Raw genomic sequence first — 20,812 nt, 5'->3', positions numbered from 1 at the left:
TTAGGCGATAATTCATCTGGTTATTGAGGTTTTTATGGACGATTGTATTTTCTGTAAAATTGCATCCGGCCAGATCCCTAGCACGGTTGTCTATCAAGACGAGGATGTGTTTGCGTTTCGGGATCTAAACCCTCAGGCTCCTGAACATATTTTGTTCGTTCCAAAGCGTCATATCGCTTCAATGGCGGAGCTGACGCCTGCGGATGGTCCTCTTCTTGCCAGTATATTCACGGCTGCCAAAAATGTGGCCCATCAACTGGATCTAGAACAGGGCTACCGTTTTGTAACCAATGTTGGCCCTCACGCAGGTCAAAGCGTATTCCATCTGCACTTTCATCTCCTGGGCGGCCGCGACATGACCTGGCCTCCAGGATAAAAAGAGGCTCTACCAAGGCAAAGGTATTGTGATGCGTATTGCGATTGACTATACGGCGGGAATTCGACAGGGTGCAGGCATCGGCGTGTATGTGCGAAATCTGGTGGCTGCGATGCTGGCACAGGATGAGGATAATTTCTATACTTTGCTTACCAGTGGACGCGCCAGTTCGGAGCGTCCATTTCCTATTGCGGAGAATGTGCGTGGACGCAATCTGCATATCCCCGATCGTTATCTGAATATTCTCTGGTATCGTTTGCGGGCTCCGCTGCCGGCCACGCTCTTTTCTGGTCCAACCGATATTTATCATGGGCCAGATTTCGTGCTGCCTCCCCTGGGTAAACGAGTGCGTAAGGTGGTGACGATCCACGATCTGGCCTTTTTGGAACACCCTGAATATGCAGTACCTTCGCTCGCCGAGTATCTGCGCAAGGTGGTACCACAGGCGGTTGCCAGCGCTGATGTGGTGGCGACGGTTTCCCAGGAGGTCAGTCGGACCTTGATCGAGCATTTCCAGACGCCACGTGAGAAGCTGGTGGTCATTCCTAATGGTGTTCAACCTTATTTCCGCCGCATCACGGACCCCGTAATACTGGGCGCTACGCGCCATAAGTTTCAGCTTGAGCAGCCCTTCGTGCTGGCCGTTGGTACGCAGGAGCCACGCAAGAACCATCAGGGCATCGTTAAAGCTTTCTATCAGGCTCAGCAAGAGAAAGATGGTCCTCCTTTGCTCGTCATTGCGGGGGGCACTGGCTGGCTGTACGAGGAAACGCAACAACTGGTGCGCGATTTACAGCTCGAAAACAAGGTTCGCTTCCTGGGTCGCGTTACAGAGCATGAGTTGATTACGCTGTATAGCATGGCCGAGCTCTTTGTCTTTCCTTCTTTCTTCGAGGGCTTTGGCATCCCTCCATTGGAGGCCATGGCCTGCGGGGCACCGGTCATCACTTCGAATACGTCATCACTACCAGAGGTGGTGGGCGATGCTGCGTTACAGGTTGATCCCCATAATATAGATGAACTGTCGCACGCGATGCTGCGCCTGCTACAAGATGAACAGCTCCGCACAGATCTGCGCCAGAGAGGCTATCAACGTGTACAGCTCTACACCTGGCAACAATCCGCCCAGAAGATGCTACAGGTCTATGAGCGACTGCATTCGGGGCATAGTAACTTTGCAAGCGAGGCATAACCAATGAAAATCGGCGTCAATGCGCAGTTCTTTCAGTTTCCCGCCACTGGCAGCGGCCAGTATTTATCCCATCTGCTCAATGCTCTTGCTGAGGTAGATGATCGTAATGAATATGTTTTACTCGGTCCACGCCCGCTGCCGCAGCTACCTGTGCAGTCCTATCCCTATCGTGTACATGCGGTACCAGCCCTGGCAGCCAGAAATGAGAATATTGAGAAGGTGGTCTGGGAACAGTTTACGAGCCCGCTGGCGGCGCGCCAGGAGCGCGTTGATCTCTTACATGTTCCTCACTTTGCTCCTCCGTTATTTTCGCCCGTGCCAACCGTGGTGACCATCCACGATGTGATTGCTCTGCGCCTGCCTGCTTACCAGCCCAATAGCAAGGTGAAGGCTTATACCAGTCTGATCGCTCGCGCGGCTCACCGGGCCAGTATGGTGATTGCCCCCAGCCAGCATGCGCGACAGGACATTATCGATGCGCTGAAATTGCCTGCCGGACGTATTCGGGTCATCTATGAGGCCGCTGGAGACGAATATCAGCCGGTGACCGATCCCGCTGTGCTGGCCGCTGCACGCGCCCGCTATGGCCTGGGCGAACGCTATATCTTCTACCTTGGTGGCCTGGATCAGCGCAAAAATGTGCCTCAGCTAGTGCGCGCCTTTGCCCGTTTGTATGCTCAGATCGGTGATCCTGATCTACAATTGTTGATTGCGGGCAATCCCGACAAGCAGAAGGGCTCGCTCTTCCCCGATCCGCGACCGGTGGCCGCCGATCTGGGCATGGGCGGTCAGATTACCTATCGCTTTATCGAGGAAGAAGATAAGCCTGCCATCTATAGCGGGGCCAGTGTTTTTGTGTTTCCTTCGCTCTATGAAGGCTTTGGGCTTGATCCGCTGGAAGCTATGAGCTGTGGAGCGCCGGTGGTCTGCTCCAATCGTACGTCGCTGCCTGAAGTGGTCGGCGATGCCGCCATCAGTGTTGATCCTGAGAATGTGAAAGCCCTGGTCGATGCCATGTATCGCGTCCTCACCGATGAGACCCTGCGCTCCGAACTACGCGCCCGTTCGTTGCAACAGGCGAAGCGCTTTCACTGGCACCAGGCCGCGCAACAGACCCTCGCCGTCTACGAAGAGGTGCTGGCAAGTAAAAAAAGCTAAAGAGGATTGACGATGCGTATATTGATGCTTTCCAAGGCCCTGGTTGCCGGGACTTCGCAGCGCAAATTAGAAGAGATCGCCAGGTGTCCCGATGTCGAGTTGACGCTGGTTACGCCCCCTTACTGGCAAAGTGATGATGGAAGTAAGCAGATGCTTGAGCGTCTCTACACTGAGGGCTACCGCATGATTGTGACGCCAATGGCCTTCAATGGCAAGTTCCATTGGCACTACTATCCAAAACTGAGCCAGATTATGCGCGAGGTGCGGCCCGATATCGTGCATATCGATGAGGAGCCGTATAATCTGGCAACCATGCAGGCGATGTACCTGGCCCAGAAACAGCGGGCACAGGCGCTCTTCTTCACCTGGCAAAATCTGTATCGCCGCTATCCACCACCTTTCCGCCAGATAGAACTGTACAATTATAAGCACGCTGCCCTGGCTATCGCTGGCAACCGCGATGCTTCGGAGGTCTTGCGTCGCAAAGGCTACCAGGGGCCCATCCATATCATTCCGCAGTTTGGCTTTGATACCGATATCTATAAACGTAGCGCACCCCGTCAGCCGCGCGCGGTCAACGCCCCCTTCACCCTGGGCTTCATTGGCCGCCTCAAAGAGGAAAAAGGGCTTCACTTGATGGTAGAGGCACTGACCCATCTGCCTGACTACTGCCAGGTCGTCTTTGTGGGACATGGTCCAATGAAGAGCCATCTGGAGGAACTGGCTGCCCGGCTAGGAGTCAGTCAGCGCGTCATTTTCAAGCCAGGCGTCCCTACTGACCAGGTGCCTCGTGAGATGGAAAAACTGGACGTGTTCGTGCTCCCCTCGCTCTCGCGCCCCAATTGGATTGAGCAGTTTGGCCGCGTCCTGGCTGAATCAATGTCCTGCGAAACGCCCGTCATCGGCTCCAGCAGCGGCGAGATCCCCTATGTCATTGGAGACGCGGGCCTGATCTTTAAAGAAGGTGATGCTCTGGACCTGAGCGCTAACGTCCAGAAGCTGCTCGAAAATCCTCAACTCTATGCCACCCTGGCACAGCGTGGCCGCCAACGCGTCCTCGACAACTACACTCAGGAGCACATCGCCCGCCAGACCTACGAAGCCTACCAGGCCATCCTCCAAAAACAACCCTGAAAAGAGGCACCAAATGAAACAGCTCCCATGGGGACCGGTTCCAGAACTACGAACCGGTCCCCATGGGAGCTGTTTCATGTTTATGGAGACCGGGTCATATAACGAGCGTCCTTTTTCGTATGCTCAAAATGTTTAAATTATTGTCATTCTTTTCCAATACATTCTTACAACAAAAATTCCAATATTTATGACAAACACTTGCATTATTGATGGGTTTGCAGTATCATATATAGACACTAATCATATATAATGTTTTTAAATCTGAAGTGGAGCCTTTTAACATGCAAAATGATCCCAATCAACCTGTGCAGCCCAATCAGCCTTTTCCGCCTAATCAGCCCGGTCAGCCTGGCCAGCCTTTTCCGCCCAATCAGTATAATCAACCTGGTCAATCTGGCCAATTTAATCAGCAGTATCCTTATAACCAGCAGCCACCTTATACACCTGGAGTGCAACCACCTTATGGTCAGCCGCCAAAGAAAAAATCAAAACTTGGTCTCATCATTGGTATTGTCGTTGCGGCCCTCGTGTTATGTGGCATTATCGGAGCTGTCGCCGCAAACATGAAACCTGCGACCACAACCACTTCACCTACCGCAACGTCGCAGGCCAATACATCTACCACGCCGCAGGCCACTACCCAAACAACCACGCAATCACCCAATCAGGGAAACCATAAAGTTGGCGATGTAGTAAAGGTGAATGATAAGTGGACGGCCCAGGTGCTAGACGTCAAGACATCCACTGGTAACGACATCATCAAGCCTAAAGCTGGCAATGTTTTTGTAATTGTCCACGTTAGTCTGAAAAATACATCAAGCGAGACGCTTACAATGAGTAGCCTGCTCTACTTTAAGCTCCAGGATAAAAACGGTCAGGCCTATAATGAGACCATCGATCCAGATGCGGGCGCAACCCCTGACGGAAAAGTTGCAGCTAATTCCCCGCTGGCAGGCTTTATCGTCTATGAGGTACCCAGCGCTCAACACAATTTCACCTTGCAATTCACGCCCGATCTCGTTAGTGATGATCAGGCTACCTGGGATCTTTCCGTCTAACAATCAGTCACCTCTCTCTTCGCGATCCTGGTACAGCATATATTTATACGCTGTGCCGGGATCATTTTGCGTATCGGTCTCAACTTTCCCCCTCAACCATACGTAGAATTAACAGAACGTAGCATGTTTTGGCGGGCATTGATTGCTTCGATATCATAAGAAAAAGAGAGGAATTTGTATGACTGTTTCAAACAGGACCGAATTGATTCCACGCCGTATATTGTTCGGAAATCCGGTAAAGGCCAGTCCTCGTATCTCGCCTGATGGGACACGACTGGCATACCTGGCTCCTGTGAACGATGTGCTCAATGTGTGGGTTGGCGATATTGGGAGCGAGGAATCGCATCCTGTCACGAATGATACGGAGCGCGGGATCCGGTTTTATTTCTGGGCCTTCGATAATAAACATATTCTGTATGTCCAGGATATAGGCGGTAATGAAAACTGGCGCCTGTACGCTACGAATCTTGAGACACGCGAGACGCGTGATCTGACGCCGTTTGAAGATGTGCAGGTGCAAATTATTGATCAAGATAAGCATTTTCCTAACGAGATGCTGATCGCGATGAATAAGGAGAATCCTCAGGTCCACGATGTCTATCACCTGGATCTGACCAGTGGCGCACTGACACTGGTGGCGAAAAATCCTGGCAATGTGGCGGGCTGGATCGTGGATACGCAGTTTAAGGTGCGCGGTGCCATGGCCGCCCGGCCCGATGGGGGCATGGATCTTTTGATACGGCAAACCGAGCAGGTCGAGTGGCGGCATATCCTTGGCTGGGACTCCGATGATGCACTGACAAGTGGTGGCCTGTTTTTCAGTCAGGATGGTGAGTCGATCTATCTACAGGATTCGCGCTCGGCGAATGCGGGTCGCCTGATCAAGTTGCACCTGGCCAGCAATGAACAGAGTGTGATCGCGGAAGATCCTCAATATGATGTCGGCGATGTAATGGTACACCCGGATACGTATGAGATCCAGGCGGTGGCTTTTAATAAGGATCGCGTCGAGTGGCAGGTGCTGGACGAATCCATTCGGCTAGACTTCGATCGTATCCATGAGATCCATCAGGGGGACTTCTCGGTCGTTAGTCGTGATAACGCCGATGAAACCTGGATCGTGGCCTTTATCGCCGATAATGGTCCAGTTCCTTACTATGCCTACCATCGTAAGAGCCAGAGCGCGGAGTTCCTGTTTGTGAATATGCCGGACCTCAGCGAGTACACCCTGGCACAGATGCAGCCGATCACCTACGAGGCCCGCGATGGCCTGACGATCCATGGCTATCTGACCCTGCCGGTTGGAGAGCAGCAGAGCAATCTGCCACTGGTCGTCAACGTTCATGGTGGTCCCTGGGCGCGTGATAGCTGGGGTTTTAATCCTGAGGCACAATGGCTGGCCAACCGTGGCTATGCCTGCCTACAGATCAATTATCGCGGTTCAACAGGCTATGGTAAAGAGCATCTGAATGCCGGCGATAAAGAATGGGGCCGCAAGATGCATTATGATCTGGTGGATGGTGTCGAGTGGGCCGTCCAGCAGGGCATAGCCGATCCGCAAAAGGTGGCCATCTATGGTGGTTCCTATGGCGGTTATGCCGCTCTGGTCGGGGCAACCTTTACACCGGACCTGTTTACCTGCGCCGTCGATATCGTTGGTCCCAGTAATCTGATCACCTTGATTCGAACCATTCCACCCTATTGGTCAACGGCTCTGGCCTCATTCCAAAAGCGTGTTGGCAATGCCGATACCGAGGAAGAGTTCTTGAAGTCGCGTTCGCCGCTGTTCGCGGTCGATAAGATCAAGATTCCTTTGCTGATCGCCCAGGGCGCCAATGATCCACGGGTCAAACAGGCTGAATCTGAGCAGATCGTAGAGGCGATGAAGGGTAAGAGTATTGACTATGAATATATGCTCTTTCCAGATGAAGGACACGGCTTCGCCAAACCTGAAAATCGTCTCAAATTCTATGCAGCAGCAGAAAAGTTTCTAGCTCGTAATCTGGGTGGACGCTACGAAGAGTAGTAATGAAGCAATATGACACAGATGTACCCCTGTGTCACTTCCTTAAGAGTCCGTCCGTTAGAGAATGTGGAACCTTTAGCATCTCAATGGATGTACTCTTAAGGGTTCAAACAAGGGAACAGATTTATGAACGACGACCCAATGTTGATCTTTGCAGGCAGTGGGAGTCCCCAACTGACAGCTCGTATCTGTGAATATTTACATCTCCCGCAAGGTCAAAATGAAACCCTGCATTTTTCTGACGGCAACACTTTTGTACGCATCCAGGAAAATGTTCGTGGACGCCGTGTCTACGTGGTGCAGTCCACTATTTTTCCAACCAACGATACGTTCATGGAGTTGCTGTTCTGGATTGATGCCTTCAAGCGAGCCGGTGCAGATTCGGTCACGGTCATTATTCCTTATTTTAGCTACGGCAAGGGCGACAAAAAAGATGAGCCGCGCGTCTCTATCCGTGGCCGCGTCTGTGCAGATGCCATTGAGGCCGCCGGGGCCGACCGCGTGGTGACGATGGACCTGCATGCACCTCAGATTCAGGGCTTTTTTCATAAGCCAGTGGATAATCTCTATGCCCTGCCAGTGCTATGCAATCGTATCAAGGCCATGAATCTCATCGATCCTATCATAGTTTCGCCCGATGTGGGCTTTGCCAAACAGGCTCGTCGCTATGCACTAAACCTGGGCACACCGATTGCGATCGCATATAAAGAGCGCCTGGCCCACGATGAAAAGGCGATTGTGATGGAGGTAATCGGTGATGTGCGCGATAAAACCGCCATTGTGGTTGATGATTTCACAACCTCAGGGGGCACCCTGGTCAGCGTCTCCAATCTTTTGATGGAGCAAGGCGCGCGCGAGGTCTACGCGGCCGTCACCCATGGGGTCTTGACAGGATATGCCATTGAGCAGATTGAAAACAGCCCCATCAAACGTCTATTTATTACCGATACAGTCGAAAATCACCCGGTGAAGTTTACAGCTAAAATAGAGGTTGTCTCCGTAGCGCCACTATTTGGTGAAGCCATTAAACGTATTCATAATCGGGAAAGCATCAGTGAAATGTTTAAAGGCGTGTAAGATTGGTCACTGGCCACCAGTACATCATAGCCACTTTTGTCATGAACCACTCGCTTAAAAGCACAGGCCATCTTGCAGCAGTGTATTGCGAGAAACTGCCAGCCATTGCGGCGAGCATCATGACACAAATGAATGGATGGTGTATAATGTAGCCGCTAACAGTAGCCTATTATTAGAGGAGTTCACGCCATGAATGGTGACATGATAGGCCGTGTCATCAAAGGTCGCTATAAACTGATCGATGAACGTGGCCGGGGCAGCTTTGCTACCGTCTATGTCGTACGCGACCTTGGAGACAACCGGATCTACGCGCTCAAGGTTATGCATCTAGAGCTATCCGGAGACGGAGAACTGCTAGCGCGTTTCCAGAGAGAGGCTCATATTCTCTTGAATCTTAGCGACTCGCATATTGTGCAGATCTTTGATTATGGGAACGATAATAACATGCACTATATCGTGATGGATTACATCGATGGACAAAGTCTTAAATACTACATGATTAATCAGGGCCCCATGGAACCATTACGTGCTATTAACTACGCACGCCAGATTACTGAAGGCCTGGATACTGCGTATAAACAAGGTGTAGTGCATAGAGATATAAAGCCACAAAATATACTCATTAATAGCAAGGATATCATAAAGATTACTGACTTCGGTCTTGCCCGTGGTCGGGACACTGTTACACTGACGCAGTCGAATGTATTTATGGGCACCGCCTACTATATTTCGCCCGAACAGGCCGAAAGTGGGCGTTTAGCAGATACCCGTTCTGACCTTTACTCGGTGGCTACTGTGTTTTTCGAGATGCTGACAGGGCGTCCACCTTATGAGGGGGATACAGCCGTAGATATCGTTATCAAACACATAAATGAGAAGGTGCCGTCGATTTGTCGGTTGCGCCCCGATCTGCCGCTGGAGATGGACTCCTTTATGCAGAAGGCGCTGGCAAAATCGCCGGAAGATCGCTTTGCGACACCTCAGGATTTTAATGCCGCGCTTGAGCGAATCGCCCAGATCTTGCCACCACCCAGGCCAGATGGCAAGGGAGATGCCAAAAAGACACCAGCCCCACCGCCTGCCAGGGAGGCGCGCGTCGTCGTGATCTCTAGTGGACAGAGCATTCCGTTAAAAGGGGATAAAATGGTCGTCGGTCGACAAGATCCGACGCTAGGTATCTATCCTGAGATCAATCTGGCGGACAAAACGGTTGGGCGACGGCATGCGTACCTGCGGAATCAACAAGGGGTCTATACAGTCGAAGACCTCAATGCCCTGAATAAGACTCGTTTAAACGGAGTGACCTTGACACCACACGAGGAACGTACCCTTAAAGATGGTGACATTCTACGCTTTGGGAGCGTCGAGGTACGTTTCGAATTGCGTTGATTAGAGGCTAATTATTGGATATTCTTACTCATTCGCTAATACGCAACATTGCGCTCGCTGTGGTGTGAATAGCACTGAGTCGCAGTTGTAGGGGTACCTGGAAGGGTGCCCGATCCAGATCGGGTGGCGAGTCTCGTATGTAGTCTGGTCAGGCTGAAATATCAGCCGGGCTACATGGGCGAGCGTTCTCGCTGCCCCTACGCTTAGAGGGGTGAACTGTTATGAGAGAGCCATATTTGACCGTCTTTGCTGCTTTAAGCAGCCTTGTCCCAACGCCAGTGCTCATTGGAGCAATCGTTGCCGTTGCCGTTATTCTGGCCATTGGCGGACTGTTCCTGTGGCGCAGCGGCAAAAATAAAACGACGAAAACACCTATCGGGGCTGGTGGAGCCGGCGATTGGCAGCGGCAGGCACAAGCGGGAGCCTGGAATCAGAATCAGTCGCAAGGGGCGGCCGCCGGTTGGAATCAACAAGCGGGCCAGGGACAAAACGCCTGGAATGCGCCCGGGGCTGCAGCTCAACAAAATAGCTGGGGCGCCACACCAGGTCAGCAGCCACAGGCCAGTGCCAATCCATGGGGCGCCAGCCCGGCTCAGTCCGAGCAAAATCCATGGGGCACCTCCAATCCAGCTCAGGCTTCATGGGGAGCTAACGCGCAGCAACCGCAAGCGCAATCACCAGCGCAGGGAGCTAATCCATGGGGCGCCAGCCCGGCTCAGTCCGAGCAAAATCCATGGGGCGCCTCTAATAATCCGGCTCAGCCAGCGGCTAATCAGCCGTGGGGGGCGTCAAATCCTTCCCAGCCAGCCTGGGGTAATCAGGGCAATCAGGCTCCCTGGAACGCCCCTGCCGCTTCTGCCCCCGCACAAGACGCCTGGGGAGCTAATCAGCAACCGCAAAGTGGTTCCGGCCAACAGTGGGGTGCCCAGGCCAACTCTGCTCCACAGCAGCAGGCACAAACTGCCTATGGCGGTGGCTCAAATGCAGGCTGGAATCAGCCACAGCAGCCACAGCAGCCACAGCAACCTCAACAGGCTGATCCATGGGGAACGCCCAATCCTAAGCAATCCTCTGCTCCTTTCTCTAACCCGGCTTCGATCCCGCCATGGCAACAGCCCAATCAGGGCGGCTTTGGCCAGGATCCCAATGCTATGTATGGTGGCGGTGTCGATAACGACAAAACCATGTTGCGCTCGCAGGGTCCACAGATGGGTGGTAGCCCGCAAATGGGTGGGGGCGTCGGCTTTGTACGTATAGAGGAAGGAAAAGAGCCTGGCCGCGTCTATGAAATTCGGAAGGAATCATTGAGCATGGGCCGGAGCCGCGAGAGCGATATCTTCCTGGAAGATCTGGCCGTCTCACGCCTGCATGCTTCACTTGTCAATATGGGCAATGGTAGCTATGCATTAAAGGATGAGGGCAGCGCCAACGGAACCAAGGTCAATGGCCAGCTCGTCAATAAATTCCAGACGTATCCATTACAGGAAGGCGACCGCATCCAGCTTGGTCAAACCGTGCTTGTGTTTGCTAAGAAATAAGCGGAACCGCTTCTGAAACTATGCCAATGTCTATACTATGCTCATATACTAACGCCATTTAGAGAGGGAAAGGGGCCACGCAGTTGTACTGCCCGGATGGAGAGCCAAGCAGCTATCATCGGCGTGGCCCTATGACATGATGCAGCAAGACGATCTGATTGGAACAACGCTCGGCAATTACCGTATCCTGGAGGCATTAGGGCAGGGAGGAATGGCTCGGGTATATAAAGCTCACCAGGAGAACCTGGGCCGCGATGTGGCGATAAAAGTTCTGCCACCGTGGTATGCTGCTGACCGTAGTTTCGTTGAGCGCTTCAATCTGGAGGCCAGGTTGGTCGCATCGCTCACGCACCCGAATATCGTGACCGTTCATGATGCGAACGAACAATATGGTCACCTGTATATTGTAATGCAGCTTGTCGATGGGGGAACACTAAAACAGCGCTTCGATAGATTTTTACTGGAGAAGCGGGCAATCGATACGACCGAGCTGATCTCTATTTTTGTGCAGTTGTCCGATGCCCTGACGTATGCCCATGGCCAGGGCGTCATTCATCGCGATATCAAACCTGTCAATGTGTTGATGGATCGCGCCGGGCGCCCGATCCTCTCGGATTTTGGTATCGCCAAGGTGCTGGCCAGTACAAAGACGAACCTTACGCGCCCAGGGGCTGGCGTGGGAACTCCAGAATATATGTCACCAGAGCAATGCCAGGGCGGTCCGGTAGATGGCCGGGCCGATATTTATGCCCTAGGCGTTATGCTTTTTGAGGCCGAAACCGGGCGCACGCCATTTGTGGCAGATAACTATCCAGCGCTGGCCCATAGCCATATCTATGAGCAGCCGCCGCGCCCACGAGCCCTCAATCCGCTGATACCGCTAGCTATAGAACATATCATTTTGACGGCGCTGGCCAAAAATCCTGCGCAACGCTATCAGACGGCAAGGGAAATGGGCGAGGCTTTAAATCAAGCGCTATTGCAGATCAATAATCCGTCGCAGTCAGCCATTGGTGGCATGTTTGGACAACCACAGATGGGAGGAGGTAACTTCATACCTCAGCATATGCTGCTCCCTCAGCCTCCAGTGGCCCAACCACCGGCTCCACGCACCCCAACGATGGTCGATAATCGCCAGCAGAATGTGCTCTTTACGTGCTTTAACTGTCAGCATTTGAACAAACCACAGATGCGCTATTGTACGCGCTGTGGCTATCTACTCAATCAATGCACTGTCTGCGGTGAGCGCAATCCTGTCGGCAATCGTTTCTGTACGCGCTGTGGGCAGCCGCTAGCCATTTAAAAAATACGAGACTGGCGCTAATAGACGAACTCATCCGGCTGCGTGGCGGTCAGGCGGTCGAGAGTTTTGCGCCGCTCGTCCATGCGCTTGTGGTGCAGCATGTTTCTCTGTTCGATGGTCAAGGACAGTAAGGCTCTGACACGCTCAACAATGACGCTGGGCTGCGTAGGTTTGGTGAGGTATTCAATAGCGCCCTCTTCAAAACCCTGCATCTGGTCCTTCAAATGAACCAGGGCACTCACGACAAGCACAGGAATACCAGGTATCAGGTGGTTATTGCGCAACCAGTGCAACACATCCCACCCTGAACCTGGCTGCATGACCAGATCAAGGATGATCAGGTGCGGCTGAAATTCTGGGATGATACGCATTGCCTCCTGGCCGTTTGAGGCGGCCGCGACCTCAAAATCATGGTGCCGTAAAAAGAAGCAGAGAACCTGCTGGATAGCCCGTTCATCTTCAACAATAAGGATCCTTTTTTTCTGTGGTGCCTCATACATACTCGTTTACCTCTACTATCCACCAGCCTTCTAAATACAAACTGCCATCGATAAACATCACTGTATTGCGCCATTCGACGCAGCAGGCATGCGAGCACGGTGGACGCTTCTTTCCCTGGCACGTTGATGTCCTTTTCGAGGACGTTCACATACACTGAGGAATTCGCGATGCGGCGGCCAGCGCCACACTACGAGGTACGGCTGCGTCTCACCAGGGGAAAGCGAACTTCTGAGATGGTGCGCTCGACTGGGTCGTTATTCTCTTGCGCATTGCGATTCGAGAGCGTAACCATGCCACGGCGCAAGGAAAATTTTCCGTCAAGATCACCTATCAGATGTTTGATGAGCGAGAGGCCCAGTCCCTCGGAACTGCCCTCGGCAGATTCGTCGAATGAGAGCTCAAAGGCTGGCCCAACGCCGTCGTCCAGCACCTGTACGGTAACCATACCATCTTCTTCCAGGCCCCGAATGATGATGGAGCCTTCCATTCTATTTGCCATGCCGTGTTTAATCGAGTTGGAGATCATTTCGTTGACGACCAGGGCCAGCACAGTCACGGCCCGCGAAGGAATGACGATCGGGCTCGGCTCAACCTGGAAGGTAATGCGCTTTTCGGGCGGACACAGGTTGGAATGGGCGACACCGACGATCTTGCGCGCGATTTCATCAACGCGCGCCTCGCTGACATCCTCGTGGGCCAGCAAGTCATGGGTCGAGGCCAGGCCCTGGACGCGGTTTACGCTTTCTGCCAGCGTGGCCCGAATCTCGGGCGATTTGGTTCTTCGCCGCTGCAGGGAGAGTATACCACCTACGGTTGCCAGGTTGTTCTTGACCCGGTGATGCAGTTCGCGCAGCAATACCGATTTTAATTCCAGACCTCGGCGCGCCTCTTCGTACAATCGAGCGTTCTCGATGGCGATGGCGGCTTCGTTGGCAAAGGTGATCACTAGCTGCATCTGCTCGGGACTCAACAGGTGACGGTGATTGCTGTAGATACAAATACACCCTAAAACTTTCTGCTTGACCTTGAGGGGCACGCAGAGCACCGAGTGAATCTCTGATGAGACAAAGGGATCGTTATGGATAAAACAGGACTCGTCGGCCTGGAAGCAATCGACTGCCATGCTCGGCCGACCTGTCTGGACCGAGCGACCGGCGCAGCATTGACCCACCCCGATTTGTATGCTTGAAGCCAGGTTACTGTTGAGACCGTAGTGGGCCAGCACATGCAGCTTCTGCCGATCCTCGTCAAGCTCAAAGATGCAGGAGCGCTCCGCCCCTGAGAGATGGACGGCCTGGGTGGTGATAATCTGTAGCACTTCGTCTAGATTCAGGGTAGAGGCGATGATCGACGAGACACGATGAATCGTCGCCAGTTCGTGAACTTTACGGCGTAGCTGCTCATCGGTTTGCTCGTAGAGTCGCCCGTTTTCGATATTGATGGCGACAATACCAGCCACCACCTCGACAAAGCTAATCTCGTCACGAGTGAACTCACGTGGCTCGATCGATTGCACACTGATGACGCCAATCAAACGCTCCGCATTGCCAAAGAAGATAATTGGCAATGCCATCAGGCCGTGCAAATCGGTATGGTAGGATCGCGCTTCAGAAGCAAAATTGTTATCGGACAGAGCATCAGGCATAAATAGTGGACGCCCCTTGTCGGCCACCCAGCCGCTATAGCCTTCACCCAGGCGCAGGGTAAAGTGCATCCCACCCAGGGGACGCGGACCATTGGTGGCGCGCAAGGTCAGCACGCGCTGCAGTTCATCATAGAAAAAGATGGAGCAAAGCTCAACGTGTAATTCAGCCGCGACTTCCTGAGCAGTTATTTCTAACGTCTGGTCCAGGTCCATAGCCGAGTTACTCACGCCATTGATCCGCTGCAGGGCCGTTAGACGCTGCTCTAGCTGTTGTGTGGTATGGACACTTTCAACCTTGTATTGGTCGGTTACACTCTGATATCCACGAGCCAGAGACATGACGCTGATAGATTGCAGTTGTGATAAGCGGGTCGTGGCCTCGGCCAGCATGATTGGTTGCTCTGAAAAAACTTCTTTCAGTTCATTTAAGAGTGCATCAATATATTGCTGTAAACCGTTCAAACGCCCGTCTAGCTTGCCGCCCTGTTCCGCCAACCAGCGGCCAGACTGCTCAAAACGAGCGGCCATGCTTTCATTGTTGACACCTTCATTCCCTATCAGAGCATTGAGGAGAAGCCACGCGTCACTTCCCTCCTCTGGACCATGACTATCGCCAGAAACACGCTGTAAGCATGCTTGCAAGCGAGTTATATGGGTATGTAATACTTGCTCTACGCCGTCGCCTGATATCACGATTCTTTTCCTAATCTGCTTCATTCCACGCTAAAATAGCGCTTCATCTACCATCCATTACACTTTGTCCATCTATCGTATTTTAGTTGGGCTATGAGTCAGTGTCAAGATACGAAGTATATGATCACTGAACGATGATTCCAATGTAATTAAGCAGCTCTATGACTAATCTCCTACTTTAATGCTCTTTTTTACCGCCCGGCCTCTTACTTCGTCATTATAAATGACGTCCACAGGCAGGGTAGTTGTTTGATAAAGAGGTTTATTAGAACATGAAATGCTCACAATGCGGCATGCCACTCTCTCCATCGCGTACCAGTTGTCCACGCTGTGGAGCAACGGTTGGAAACGTGGGAACACGTGCATCGGGAAAGATCAGGCTGACCCCCGCGCCTTCGCCATCTAATTCACATTCACCTGATAACAGTAACGCCGGTCATGGTGCGCCACCGTCCTGGGGCGCGGCTACACCAGTTGCTTCACCATGGGAAGCACAGCCTGCTGCAGGAAACGTATCAGCTCCGGCGGGCCAGTTTTCGCCTGCATCCAATTCTTATGCGTATCCACCTCATACTAACGCGCCTTTGCCCCCGGCCACTGGTGCTCAGAATAATATGTATGTTCCATCCACACCAACCCCAACCAGGCCCGCTACTCCTCAGGCACCTCGTATGGCTACGCCGTCGCTGACACAACCCCCGCGTCGTCAGCCCAGGATAAGACTGGGCTTCACGGTCGCTGGCATGTGTCTGATGGCAGGTGCCCTTATTATGGTCTTTGTTTTCATCATGGCGCAAAGTCTACCATTGACGCAGACAACTGTTTCCACCAATGTAGCACCTGAGCCAAACACCAAACCGGTCGCGACCAAACCGGCCACTACCCAACCTGCCGCTACCCAGCCACAAACAACTCCGACCGCGACGCCGACTACGCCCATTTCGGGCAATCTATATGTGGATAATACCAGCATTACCAACGGCGTTGATATGCGTACAGGACAGCCACTACAGCCAACGCAGACTTTCCGCCTGGGTCAGTCAGTGTATGTAACGATGATCATTCACCAGGCCGCCTATAGTGGTGCCATCTGCCTCGACTGGTCTGTGAATAATCATGTCTACCCTTACTCCAATCCAGCAACACCTGGTGGAGCCACTTATTTAGCACAGACCAGCGCCTATTTCTATTACAAACCGGGCTCCGTTGGCTCTGGTTCTGTGGATATTTCTTGGGCCAGTTCAACCGCCTGTACCGATAAAGTACCCATTCAGCACTTTCTGTTTACGGTCACAGCCTGATCTGTGCACCGTATCCATACTCTGCGAGAGGCACCTTTAAATCACCAATCACAATAATCTTTTAATATGTATACGTTAGCTACTATTTTTAACGTGTTTGCGTATTTGAGATCTTTATATCCTTTTAATAAGGAATAGTATATAATAAGAGTTATATCTCTATCATACGTGCGTCCCTTGCTGGCGCTTCAATCCTCGCCGAACGTCAAAAAGAAACGTAGATGGGAGAAAGATCTCGTAAGGGAGGGCGCATCTACAGATTTTCTTGTTTGTCGCGTATTGATTTGGGCTTTTTGCTTAATTTAAAATTATTGGGCATTTATGTATCAAATAAGCATGAAATAACAAAAAAACAATACTTATAACGATCGATATTCATTTCAGGAAGGAATCATTCATGGCGCACTGTCAGTTCTGTGGCGCTCCACTACAGCCGTCGCTTCCCTATTGCCAATCTTGTGGTACTCCTCTGGCACCCGGCAACGCACAGAGTGAACAAGCTTTTAACAATGCTGGCAACGCTCCACAGCAACCGCCGAACGTCATGCCCATGACAGCAATGCCTCAGGGTAACCAGTTTTCTGCTCCAGCGCAGCCGCTGCAGCCCAAAACTCCATCGACACTGTTTAAGAAACCAGGGCTCGCTATCTCTCAGCCATCTTCGTCAGCTCAGAATGGTCCATCCCTTTCGAGACAACCTTCACAATCAGGTCTACTGGGAAATAAATCTTTGCGTGGTATACAGCCGCAACCTGCTGGTTTTCCTACCCAACAGCCACAACTATCTCCCTGGCCAGACATGCAGCCGCAAAATGCTACTATGCCTGCTCAGCAGCAGACAGCGCAGCCCTGGGGAGCGCCGGCGGCAGCCTCTGCGCCGTTTCCTATGCAGCCACCGCCATCGACGCCGAATAATCTGCCTCCAGTCAGTAGCATGCCGGGCACGCCCTTTACAGCGCTCCCCAATACACCACAACCACAGGCAGCAGAGGCAGCATCGCTATGGCAGCCACCGCAACAGCCTGCGACAGAGGCTCATGACGGAGCGCAGGCACCAGTTCGGCGCAAAGGTCGTGCAGTCATTGGCGTGTGGCTGACGATCTTCATACTCTGCATGGTCGTGGTGACCGTCGTTGGTGTGTTTGCCTATCAGAAATATAGCGGCGGCCCGGCGCAGCAGGCCTCTTCTTTTGTGCCGGTCCAGGGTCCATCGGGCACGTTCAGCGTAGAGCAAGCGTCCACGATCATCTTGCATGCGCAAACCTCAAGCCATATCGATATCAATTATAATCCCGTCGATCCAGGAAAGAGCTTTGCGGCCGGGCAGAAAATATATATCAGCTTCGATATTCAGACTAAAACGAAGACAGGCTATATTGAGATTAAATGGTATAGTGGGAAGCATATGAAGGATGCCGATACGTTTGCGCACGATCCCACGAACTCCAGTGGCTATTTCAGCACGCGCTATGACGGGCCAACCCAGGGCGCAGCCGAACTCTATTGGTGCACCCGGGCCAATTGTAGCGATGCACAACTGGCTCAGGTGGTCACTTTTACGGTTACGCCTTAAGGCAACACCTGCCCTGTTTCGGCCTCTTTTTCGCTGGCGACCAGGGGAGCCAGCACCGTCAGTAGGGCTCGCTGCTCCTGGTGTGTCAGCGGTTGTAGCGGCAGTCGAGGCAAACCACCATAACCAGCGCAGTGCTCCAGGGCCGCCTTCAGCCCTGCCACACCATATTTAGAGGTCACAGCACTATTGGCGGGAATCAGGCGTGCCTGTAGGATGCGGGCCTCTTCAATTTTTTCCTGCTCAAACAGGGTCTGCACCCTGCAAACGGTACGTGGAAAGACATTGGCCAGGGCAGCTACGGCACCGATGGCGCCACCCACCAGCGCGGGCAAGAGGATATCCGCGCTACCTGCGAAGACACGGAAGGTGGGTTCAGCACGCGCCACCAGTTGCTGCAACTTGACGATATCGCTGGAGCTATCTTTGACGCCCATGATATTAGGGTGCTCCGCCAGCTCACAGATCAGGTCAACGCTCAGGTTGATGCCAGCCGCACTGGAGGGCATGTTATAGATCAACACCGGCAGTGGACTGGCATCCGCCACGGCCCGATAGTGGGCGCTCAATGCCACATCGTTCATGCGGCGCGGATAATATGAGGGCGGCAGCACCAGCGCGAAGGACGCTCCATGGCGAGCCGCCTGCTCACAATTGGCGATGGTCTGGCGGGTAGATTGTGCCCCACAGCCCGCAATGATGGGCAGCGGCTTCTCCGCGCCTCTGACCGCCGTTTCATAGCTCGCCGCCAGCAACTGCGCACGCTCATCGCTATCCAGATGGACCGCCTCGCCGTTCGATCCCATCACCACATAGCCCGCGATGCCACTGGTCGCCAGGCGGCGCAAGTGGCGCTGCTGAGTTACGAGGTCTAATTGCTGATCCGGATCAAAAAATGTAGGGACGGGGGGATAGATACCACCTGGTAAAATCGTGGGTTGGCCTGACATAGACATCCTCCTGATTAAGCGTGAGAGACATAAATATGTGTTCTAAGCGCATTATAGCATGGATGTCCTGGTCTAATAATGACCACCTAGCGCCACCAGGGCAATCAGAATCACCAGCAGCAAGCAAGCGCCGATCCAGAGGGCGCGCATCAGTAACGCCTTCTGCGAGGCTTTTTGGCGCAGCTCGGTGACACGCTGATCTTCCGCCGGTGACCAGCGAGCCTGGCCGCAGTAAGGGCAGAGAGGAAATAGTTCATAGGGTGGACAGAGTCCTCCGAGCTCTGCATGCTTGCCTGAACCATAGGAGTACGAGCCAATTTCATAGCGGATCTGCTCGCTCTCAAAGACGGCGTTACAATGGATACAGCGCAACAGCAAGAACTCGGGCCAGTCCAGTGCATGGCAGTTGGGACAATAGCGGGGCTGCTTCTGCCCTTGCCAGCGATGATGGCAGCGATGGCAAAAATATTGTCCTTGCGGCTCTTTGGGAGCAATGCCGCGCAACAGGCCATCCACGGCCAGGCGCTTGGCATCAGCGGGCGCGAGCGTATAATTAATGTCGACTAGATTTATGCTGGCGGATTTGCCGGTCATCAACGTGGGAAAGGCATAGTGCCGCTGACGATCGCGCCGAGCGCCGGGCGTCACCTCGCCTCTGGCGGCTTTGTTGCCCTGGGAACGTGCCGTTGCCGCCGGCCGGGGCGTAGCGGCGGAGGCCGTTGAGGCTTTATAGCTACGGCCTCCACGGTCATCCAGCAAATGCTCGGAACGCCTGGCATCATACTGTTTGCGCTCAGTTGGATCGCTGAGCGTCTGGTAGGCCTGTAGCAACTGGCTCATACGCTCATTGGCGTCCGGCCCAGAGTATACATCGGGATGATATTGAAGCGCTAATTTCTTGAAGGCCGCTTTAATGACGCTCGGATCTGCATCCGCTGGCACCTCAAGCAACGCATAATAATCAGTAAAAGTGTTCATTTGCTAATCGTGTTATAAGTACTTAAGCTGGCAATTTTTTGTAAAACAAGGTATCTTCTAGTACATAGACGAATAACATATCAAAAGGTTGTACACATGGTAAAAACACGAGAATATCAAGCGTTGCTCAGCGTCTGTGCCCGGGAAGGTTGTCCCCTTTGTAACCTGGTTTATGAAAGTATCTATCGCTACCTGGACTCCTGGAAGTATGAACTCTTCACAGATGTGGATATTCGACAAGAATTGCGTAACACTCAAGGCTTTTGTCACATTCATACCTGGCAACTGGCGCGCATGGGTGCCACCCTGCCCATTGCACAGGCATATCGCGATATTCTCTCCGATACTATTGATCAGCTACAACAGAGCAGTACATCCACAGCTGCCCCTGGGGGAGGATTATTCCGCCGCCTCTTCGAAAGTAAGGGCGACTCCACCAATAAACCCAATTGTCCCGCCTGCAAACAAAAAAATCAGGCCGAAGAGCGCTACATCCATAGCCTGCGCCAGGCGCTGCTGGACGATGAATTTCTGGCCGCCCTCTCACAATCCACTGGACTTTGTCTGGATCATTTCAAGCTGGCCAGCGAGTTACGCACGAGCGAGGTCGTGGGCAACTGGCCTCAGCGCCTGCGCCAGGCTCAACTCACATGCTTAAAGCGGCTGGATGCCCAACTGGGTGAATTGATTCGCAAGCATGACTATCGCTTTAAAGAAGAGGAGCGCGGCAGCGAGATGCACGCGTGGAAGCGCGCCGCAGGCCTCGTCGCCGGCGAAGACGTCCTCTCGTAAATCGTGTTTCACCCCTCCGGGATGCGATGGCTAGCCAGCCTGGGGGCGTCAGGGCCGAAGGCGTGATGCCTGGCCCCAGGCATAAAAAAAGGAAAAGCGGCATTGCTTTTCCTTTTCAAGATCACAAGAAA

At 52.9% G+C, this 20,812-nt stretch carries 17 protein-coding genes; 13 read left to right on the top strand and 4 right to left on the bottom strand.

Going from position 1 to position 20,812, the window contains the following annotated elements; translation table 11 throughout:
- The first annotated feature begins 34 nt into the window (after positions 1-34).
- The 10 genes from JMI88_RS25895 to JMI88_RS25850 all read left to right on the top strand — a co-directional run bounded on the left by JMI88_RS25895 (position 35) and on the right by JMI88_RS25850 (position 12,251).
- The gene (locus JMI88_RS25895; protein WP_201364860.1) at positions 35-376 is read left to right on the top strand and encodes a histidine triad nucleotide-binding protein; all 342 of its coding nucleotides are present in this window, start codon (positions 35-37) and stop codon (positions 374-376) included.
- Positions 377-407: 31 nt separating this feature from the next.
- Entirely contained in the window at positions 408-1,568 is a 1,161-nt protein-coding gene (locus JMI88_RS25890) for a glycosyltransferase family 4 protein (protein ID WP_201364859.1), read from the top strand.
- Between the two features lie 3 nt (positions 1,569-1,571).
- Positions 1,572-2,726, top strand: a complete 1,155-nt coding sequence (locus tag JMI88_RS25885) for a glycosyltransferase family 4 protein (RefSeq protein ID WP_201364858.1) — start codon at positions 1,572-1,574, stop codon at positions 2,724-2,726.
- Between the two features lie 12 nt (positions 2,727-2,738).
- Positions 2,739-3,860: a glycosyltransferase family 4 protein gene (locus JMI88_RS25880; protein WP_201364857.1), complete on the top strand. Its 1,122-nt coding sequence runs from the start codon at positions 2,739-2,741 to the stop codon at positions 3,858-3,860.
- Positions 3,861-4,141: 281 nt separating this feature from the next.
- Positions 4,142-4,918, top strand: coding sequence for a DUF4352 domain-containing protein (locus JMI88_RS25875; RefSeq protein WP_201364856.1), 777 nt, complete (start codon positions 4,142-4,144; stop codon positions 4,916-4,918).
- Between the two features lie 178 nt (positions 4,919-5,096).
- Positions 5,097-6,944, top strand: coding sequence for a S9 family peptidase (locus JMI88_RS25870; RefSeq protein WP_201364855.1), 1,848 nt, complete (start codon positions 5,097-5,099; stop codon positions 6,942-6,944).
- Between the two features lie 126 nt (positions 6,945-7,070).
- Positions 7,071-8,021, top strand: a complete 951-nt coding sequence (locus tag JMI88_RS25865) for a ribose-phosphate diphosphokinase (RefSeq protein WP_201364854.1) — start codon at positions 7,071-7,073, stop codon at positions 8,019-8,021.
- A 189-nt stretch (positions 8,022-8,210) separates the two neighbouring features.
- Positions 8,211-9,410 carry a protein kinase domain-containing protein gene (locus JMI88_RS25860; protein ID WP_201364853.1) on the top strand — a complete coding sequence of 400 codons (1,200 nt, stop codon included), beginning with the start codon at positions 8,211-8,213 and terminating at the stop codon, positions 9,408-9,410.
- Between the two features lie 221 nt (positions 9,411-9,631).
- Positions 9,632-10,948, top strand: coding sequence for an FHA domain-containing protein (locus tag JMI88_RS25855; RefSeq protein WP_201364852.1), 1,317 nt, complete (start codon positions 9,632-9,634; stop codon positions 10,946-10,948).
- A 136-nt stretch (positions 10,949-11,084) separates the two neighbouring features.
- Positions 11,085-12,251, top strand: coding sequence for a serine/threonine-protein kinase (locus tag JMI88_RS25850; RefSeq protein WP_201364851.1), 1,167 nt, complete (start codon positions 11,085-11,087; stop codon positions 12,249-12,251).
- 17 nt (positions 12,252-12,268) lie between these two features.
- On the opposite strand, the gene JMI88_RS25845 is transcribed toward JMI88_RS25850, so the two are convergent.
- Positions 12,269-12,751: a response regulator transcription factor gene (locus tag JMI88_RS25845; RefSeq protein ID WP_201364850.1), complete on the bottom strand. Its 483-nt coding sequence runs from the start codon at positions 12,749-12,751 to the stop codon at positions 12,269-12,271.
- A gap of 188 nt (positions 12,752-12,939) precedes the next feature.
- Entirely contained in the window at positions 12,940-15,090 is a 2,151-nt protein-coding gene (locus JMI88_RS25840) for a GAF domain-containing protein (RefSeq protein WP_201364849.1), read from the bottom strand.
- Positions 15,091-15,362: 272 nt separating this feature from the next.
- Here JMI88_RS25840 and JMI88_RS25835 point away from each other — a divergent pair, with 272 nt between their 5' ends.
- A complete protein-coding gene (locus tag JMI88_RS25835) occupies positions 15,363-16,391 on the top strand; it encodes a hypothetical protein (RefSeq protein WP_201364848.1) in 1,029 nt (342 codons plus the stop codon).
- 397 nt (positions 16,392-16,788) lie between these two features.
- Positions 16,789-17,964 (top strand): hypothetical protein, encoded by a 1,176-nt coding sequence (locus JMI88_RS25830; protein WP_201364847.1) that lies wholly within the window; start codon positions 16,789-16,791, stop codon positions 17,962-17,964.
- Here JMI88_RS25830 and JMI88_RS25825 read toward each other — a convergent pair.
- Both JMI88_RS25825 and JMI88_RS25820 read right to left on the bottom strand, forming a co-directional pair.
- Entirely contained in the window at positions 17,961-18,911 is a 951-nt protein-coding gene (locus JMI88_RS25825) for a dihydrodipicolinate synthase family protein (protein WP_201364846.1), read from the bottom strand. The genes JMI88_RS25830 and JMI88_RS25825 overlap by 4 nt on opposite strands.
- Positions 18,912-18,983: 72 nt before the next feature.
- The gene (locus tag JMI88_RS25820; RefSeq protein WP_201364845.1) at positions 18,984-19,889 is read right to left on the bottom strand and encodes a J domain-containing protein; all 906 of its coding nucleotides are present in this window, start codon (positions 19,887-19,889) and stop codon (positions 18,984-18,986) included.
- 96 nt (positions 19,890-19,985) lie between these two features.
- On the opposite strand from JMI88_RS25820, the gene JMI88_RS25815 reads away from it, so the two are divergent.
- A complete protein-coding gene (locus tag JMI88_RS25815; RefSeq protein ID WP_201364844.1) occupies positions 19,986-20,681 on the top strand; it encodes a DUF6062 family protein in 696 nt (231 codons plus the stop codon).
- The last annotated feature ends 131 nt before the right edge of the window (positions 20,682-20,812 follow it).

It is taken from the genome of Dictyobacter formicarum, assembly GCF_016587435.1.
The sequence above is the reverse complement of the archived record's forward strand: the minus strand, read 5'-3'. Positions and strand labels throughout refer to the sequence as shown.

Excerpts from the sequence above, each read along its gene's own strand:
- JMI88_RS25875 (WP_201364856.1), top strand. The coding sequence starts at position 4,142 with ATGCAAAATGATCCCAATCAACCTGTGCAGCCCAATCAGCCTTTTCCG.
- JMI88_RS25825 (WP_201364846.1), bottom strand. The coding sequence starts at position 18,911 with ATGTCAGGCCAACCCACGATTTTACCAGGTGGTATCTATCCCCCCGTC.
- JMI88_RS25820 (WP_201364845.1), bottom strand. The coding sequence starts at position 19,889 with ATGAACACTTTTACTGATTATTATGCGTTGCTTGAGGTGCCAGCGGAT.
- JMI88_RS25845 (WP_201364850.1), bottom strand. The coding sequence starts at position 12,751 with ATGTATGAGGCACCACAGAAAAAAAGGATCCTTATTGTTGAAGATGAA.
- JMI88_RS25860 (WP_201364853.1), top strand. The coding sequence starts at position 8,211 with ATGAATGGTGACATGATAGGCCGTGTCATCAAAGGTCGCTATAAACTG.
- JMI88_RS25890 (WP_201364859.1), top strand. The coding sequence starts at position 408 with ATGCGTATTGCGATTGACTATACGGCGGGAATTCGACAGGGTGCAGGC.
- JMI88_RS25830 (WP_201364847.1), top strand. The coding sequence starts at position 16,789 with ATGGCGCACTGTCAGTTCTGTGGCGCTCCACTACAGCCGTCGCTTCCC.
- JMI88_RS25865 (WP_201364854.1), top strand. The coding sequence starts at position 7,071 with ATGAACGACGACCCAATGTTGATCTTTGCAGGCAGTGGGAGTCCCCAA.
- JMI88_RS25815 (WP_201364844.1), top strand. The coding sequence starts at position 19,986 with ATGGTAAAAACACGAGAATATCAAGCGTTGCTCAGCGTCTGTGCCCGG.
- JMI88_RS25885 (WP_201364858.1), top strand. The coding sequence starts at position 1,572 with ATGAAAATCGGCGTCAATGCGCAGTTCTTTCAGTTTCCCGCCACTGGC.
- JMI88_RS25835 (WP_201364848.1), top strand. The coding sequence starts at position 15,363 with ATGAAATGCTCACAATGCGGCATGCCACTCTCTCCATCGCGTACCAGT.
- JMI88_RS25870 (WP_201364855.1), top strand. The coding sequence starts at position 5,097 with ATGACTGTTTCAAACAGGACCGAATTGATTCCACGCCGTATATTGTTC.
- JMI88_RS25895 (WP_201364860.1), top strand. The coding sequence starts at position 35 with ATGGACGATTGTATTTTCTGTAAAATTGCATCCGGCCAGATCCCTAGC.
- JMI88_RS25880 (WP_201364857.1), top strand. The coding sequence starts at position 2,739 with ATGCGTATATTGATGCTTTCCAAGGCCCTGGTTGCCGGGACTTCGCAG.
- JMI88_RS25850 (WP_201364851.1), top strand. The coding sequence starts at position 11,085 with ATGATGCAGCAAGACGATCTGATTGGAACAACGCTCGGCAATTACCGT.
- JMI88_RS25855 (WP_201364852.1), top strand. The coding sequence starts at position 9,632 with ATGAGAGAGCCATATTTGACCGTCTTTGCTGCTTTAAGCAGCCTTGTC.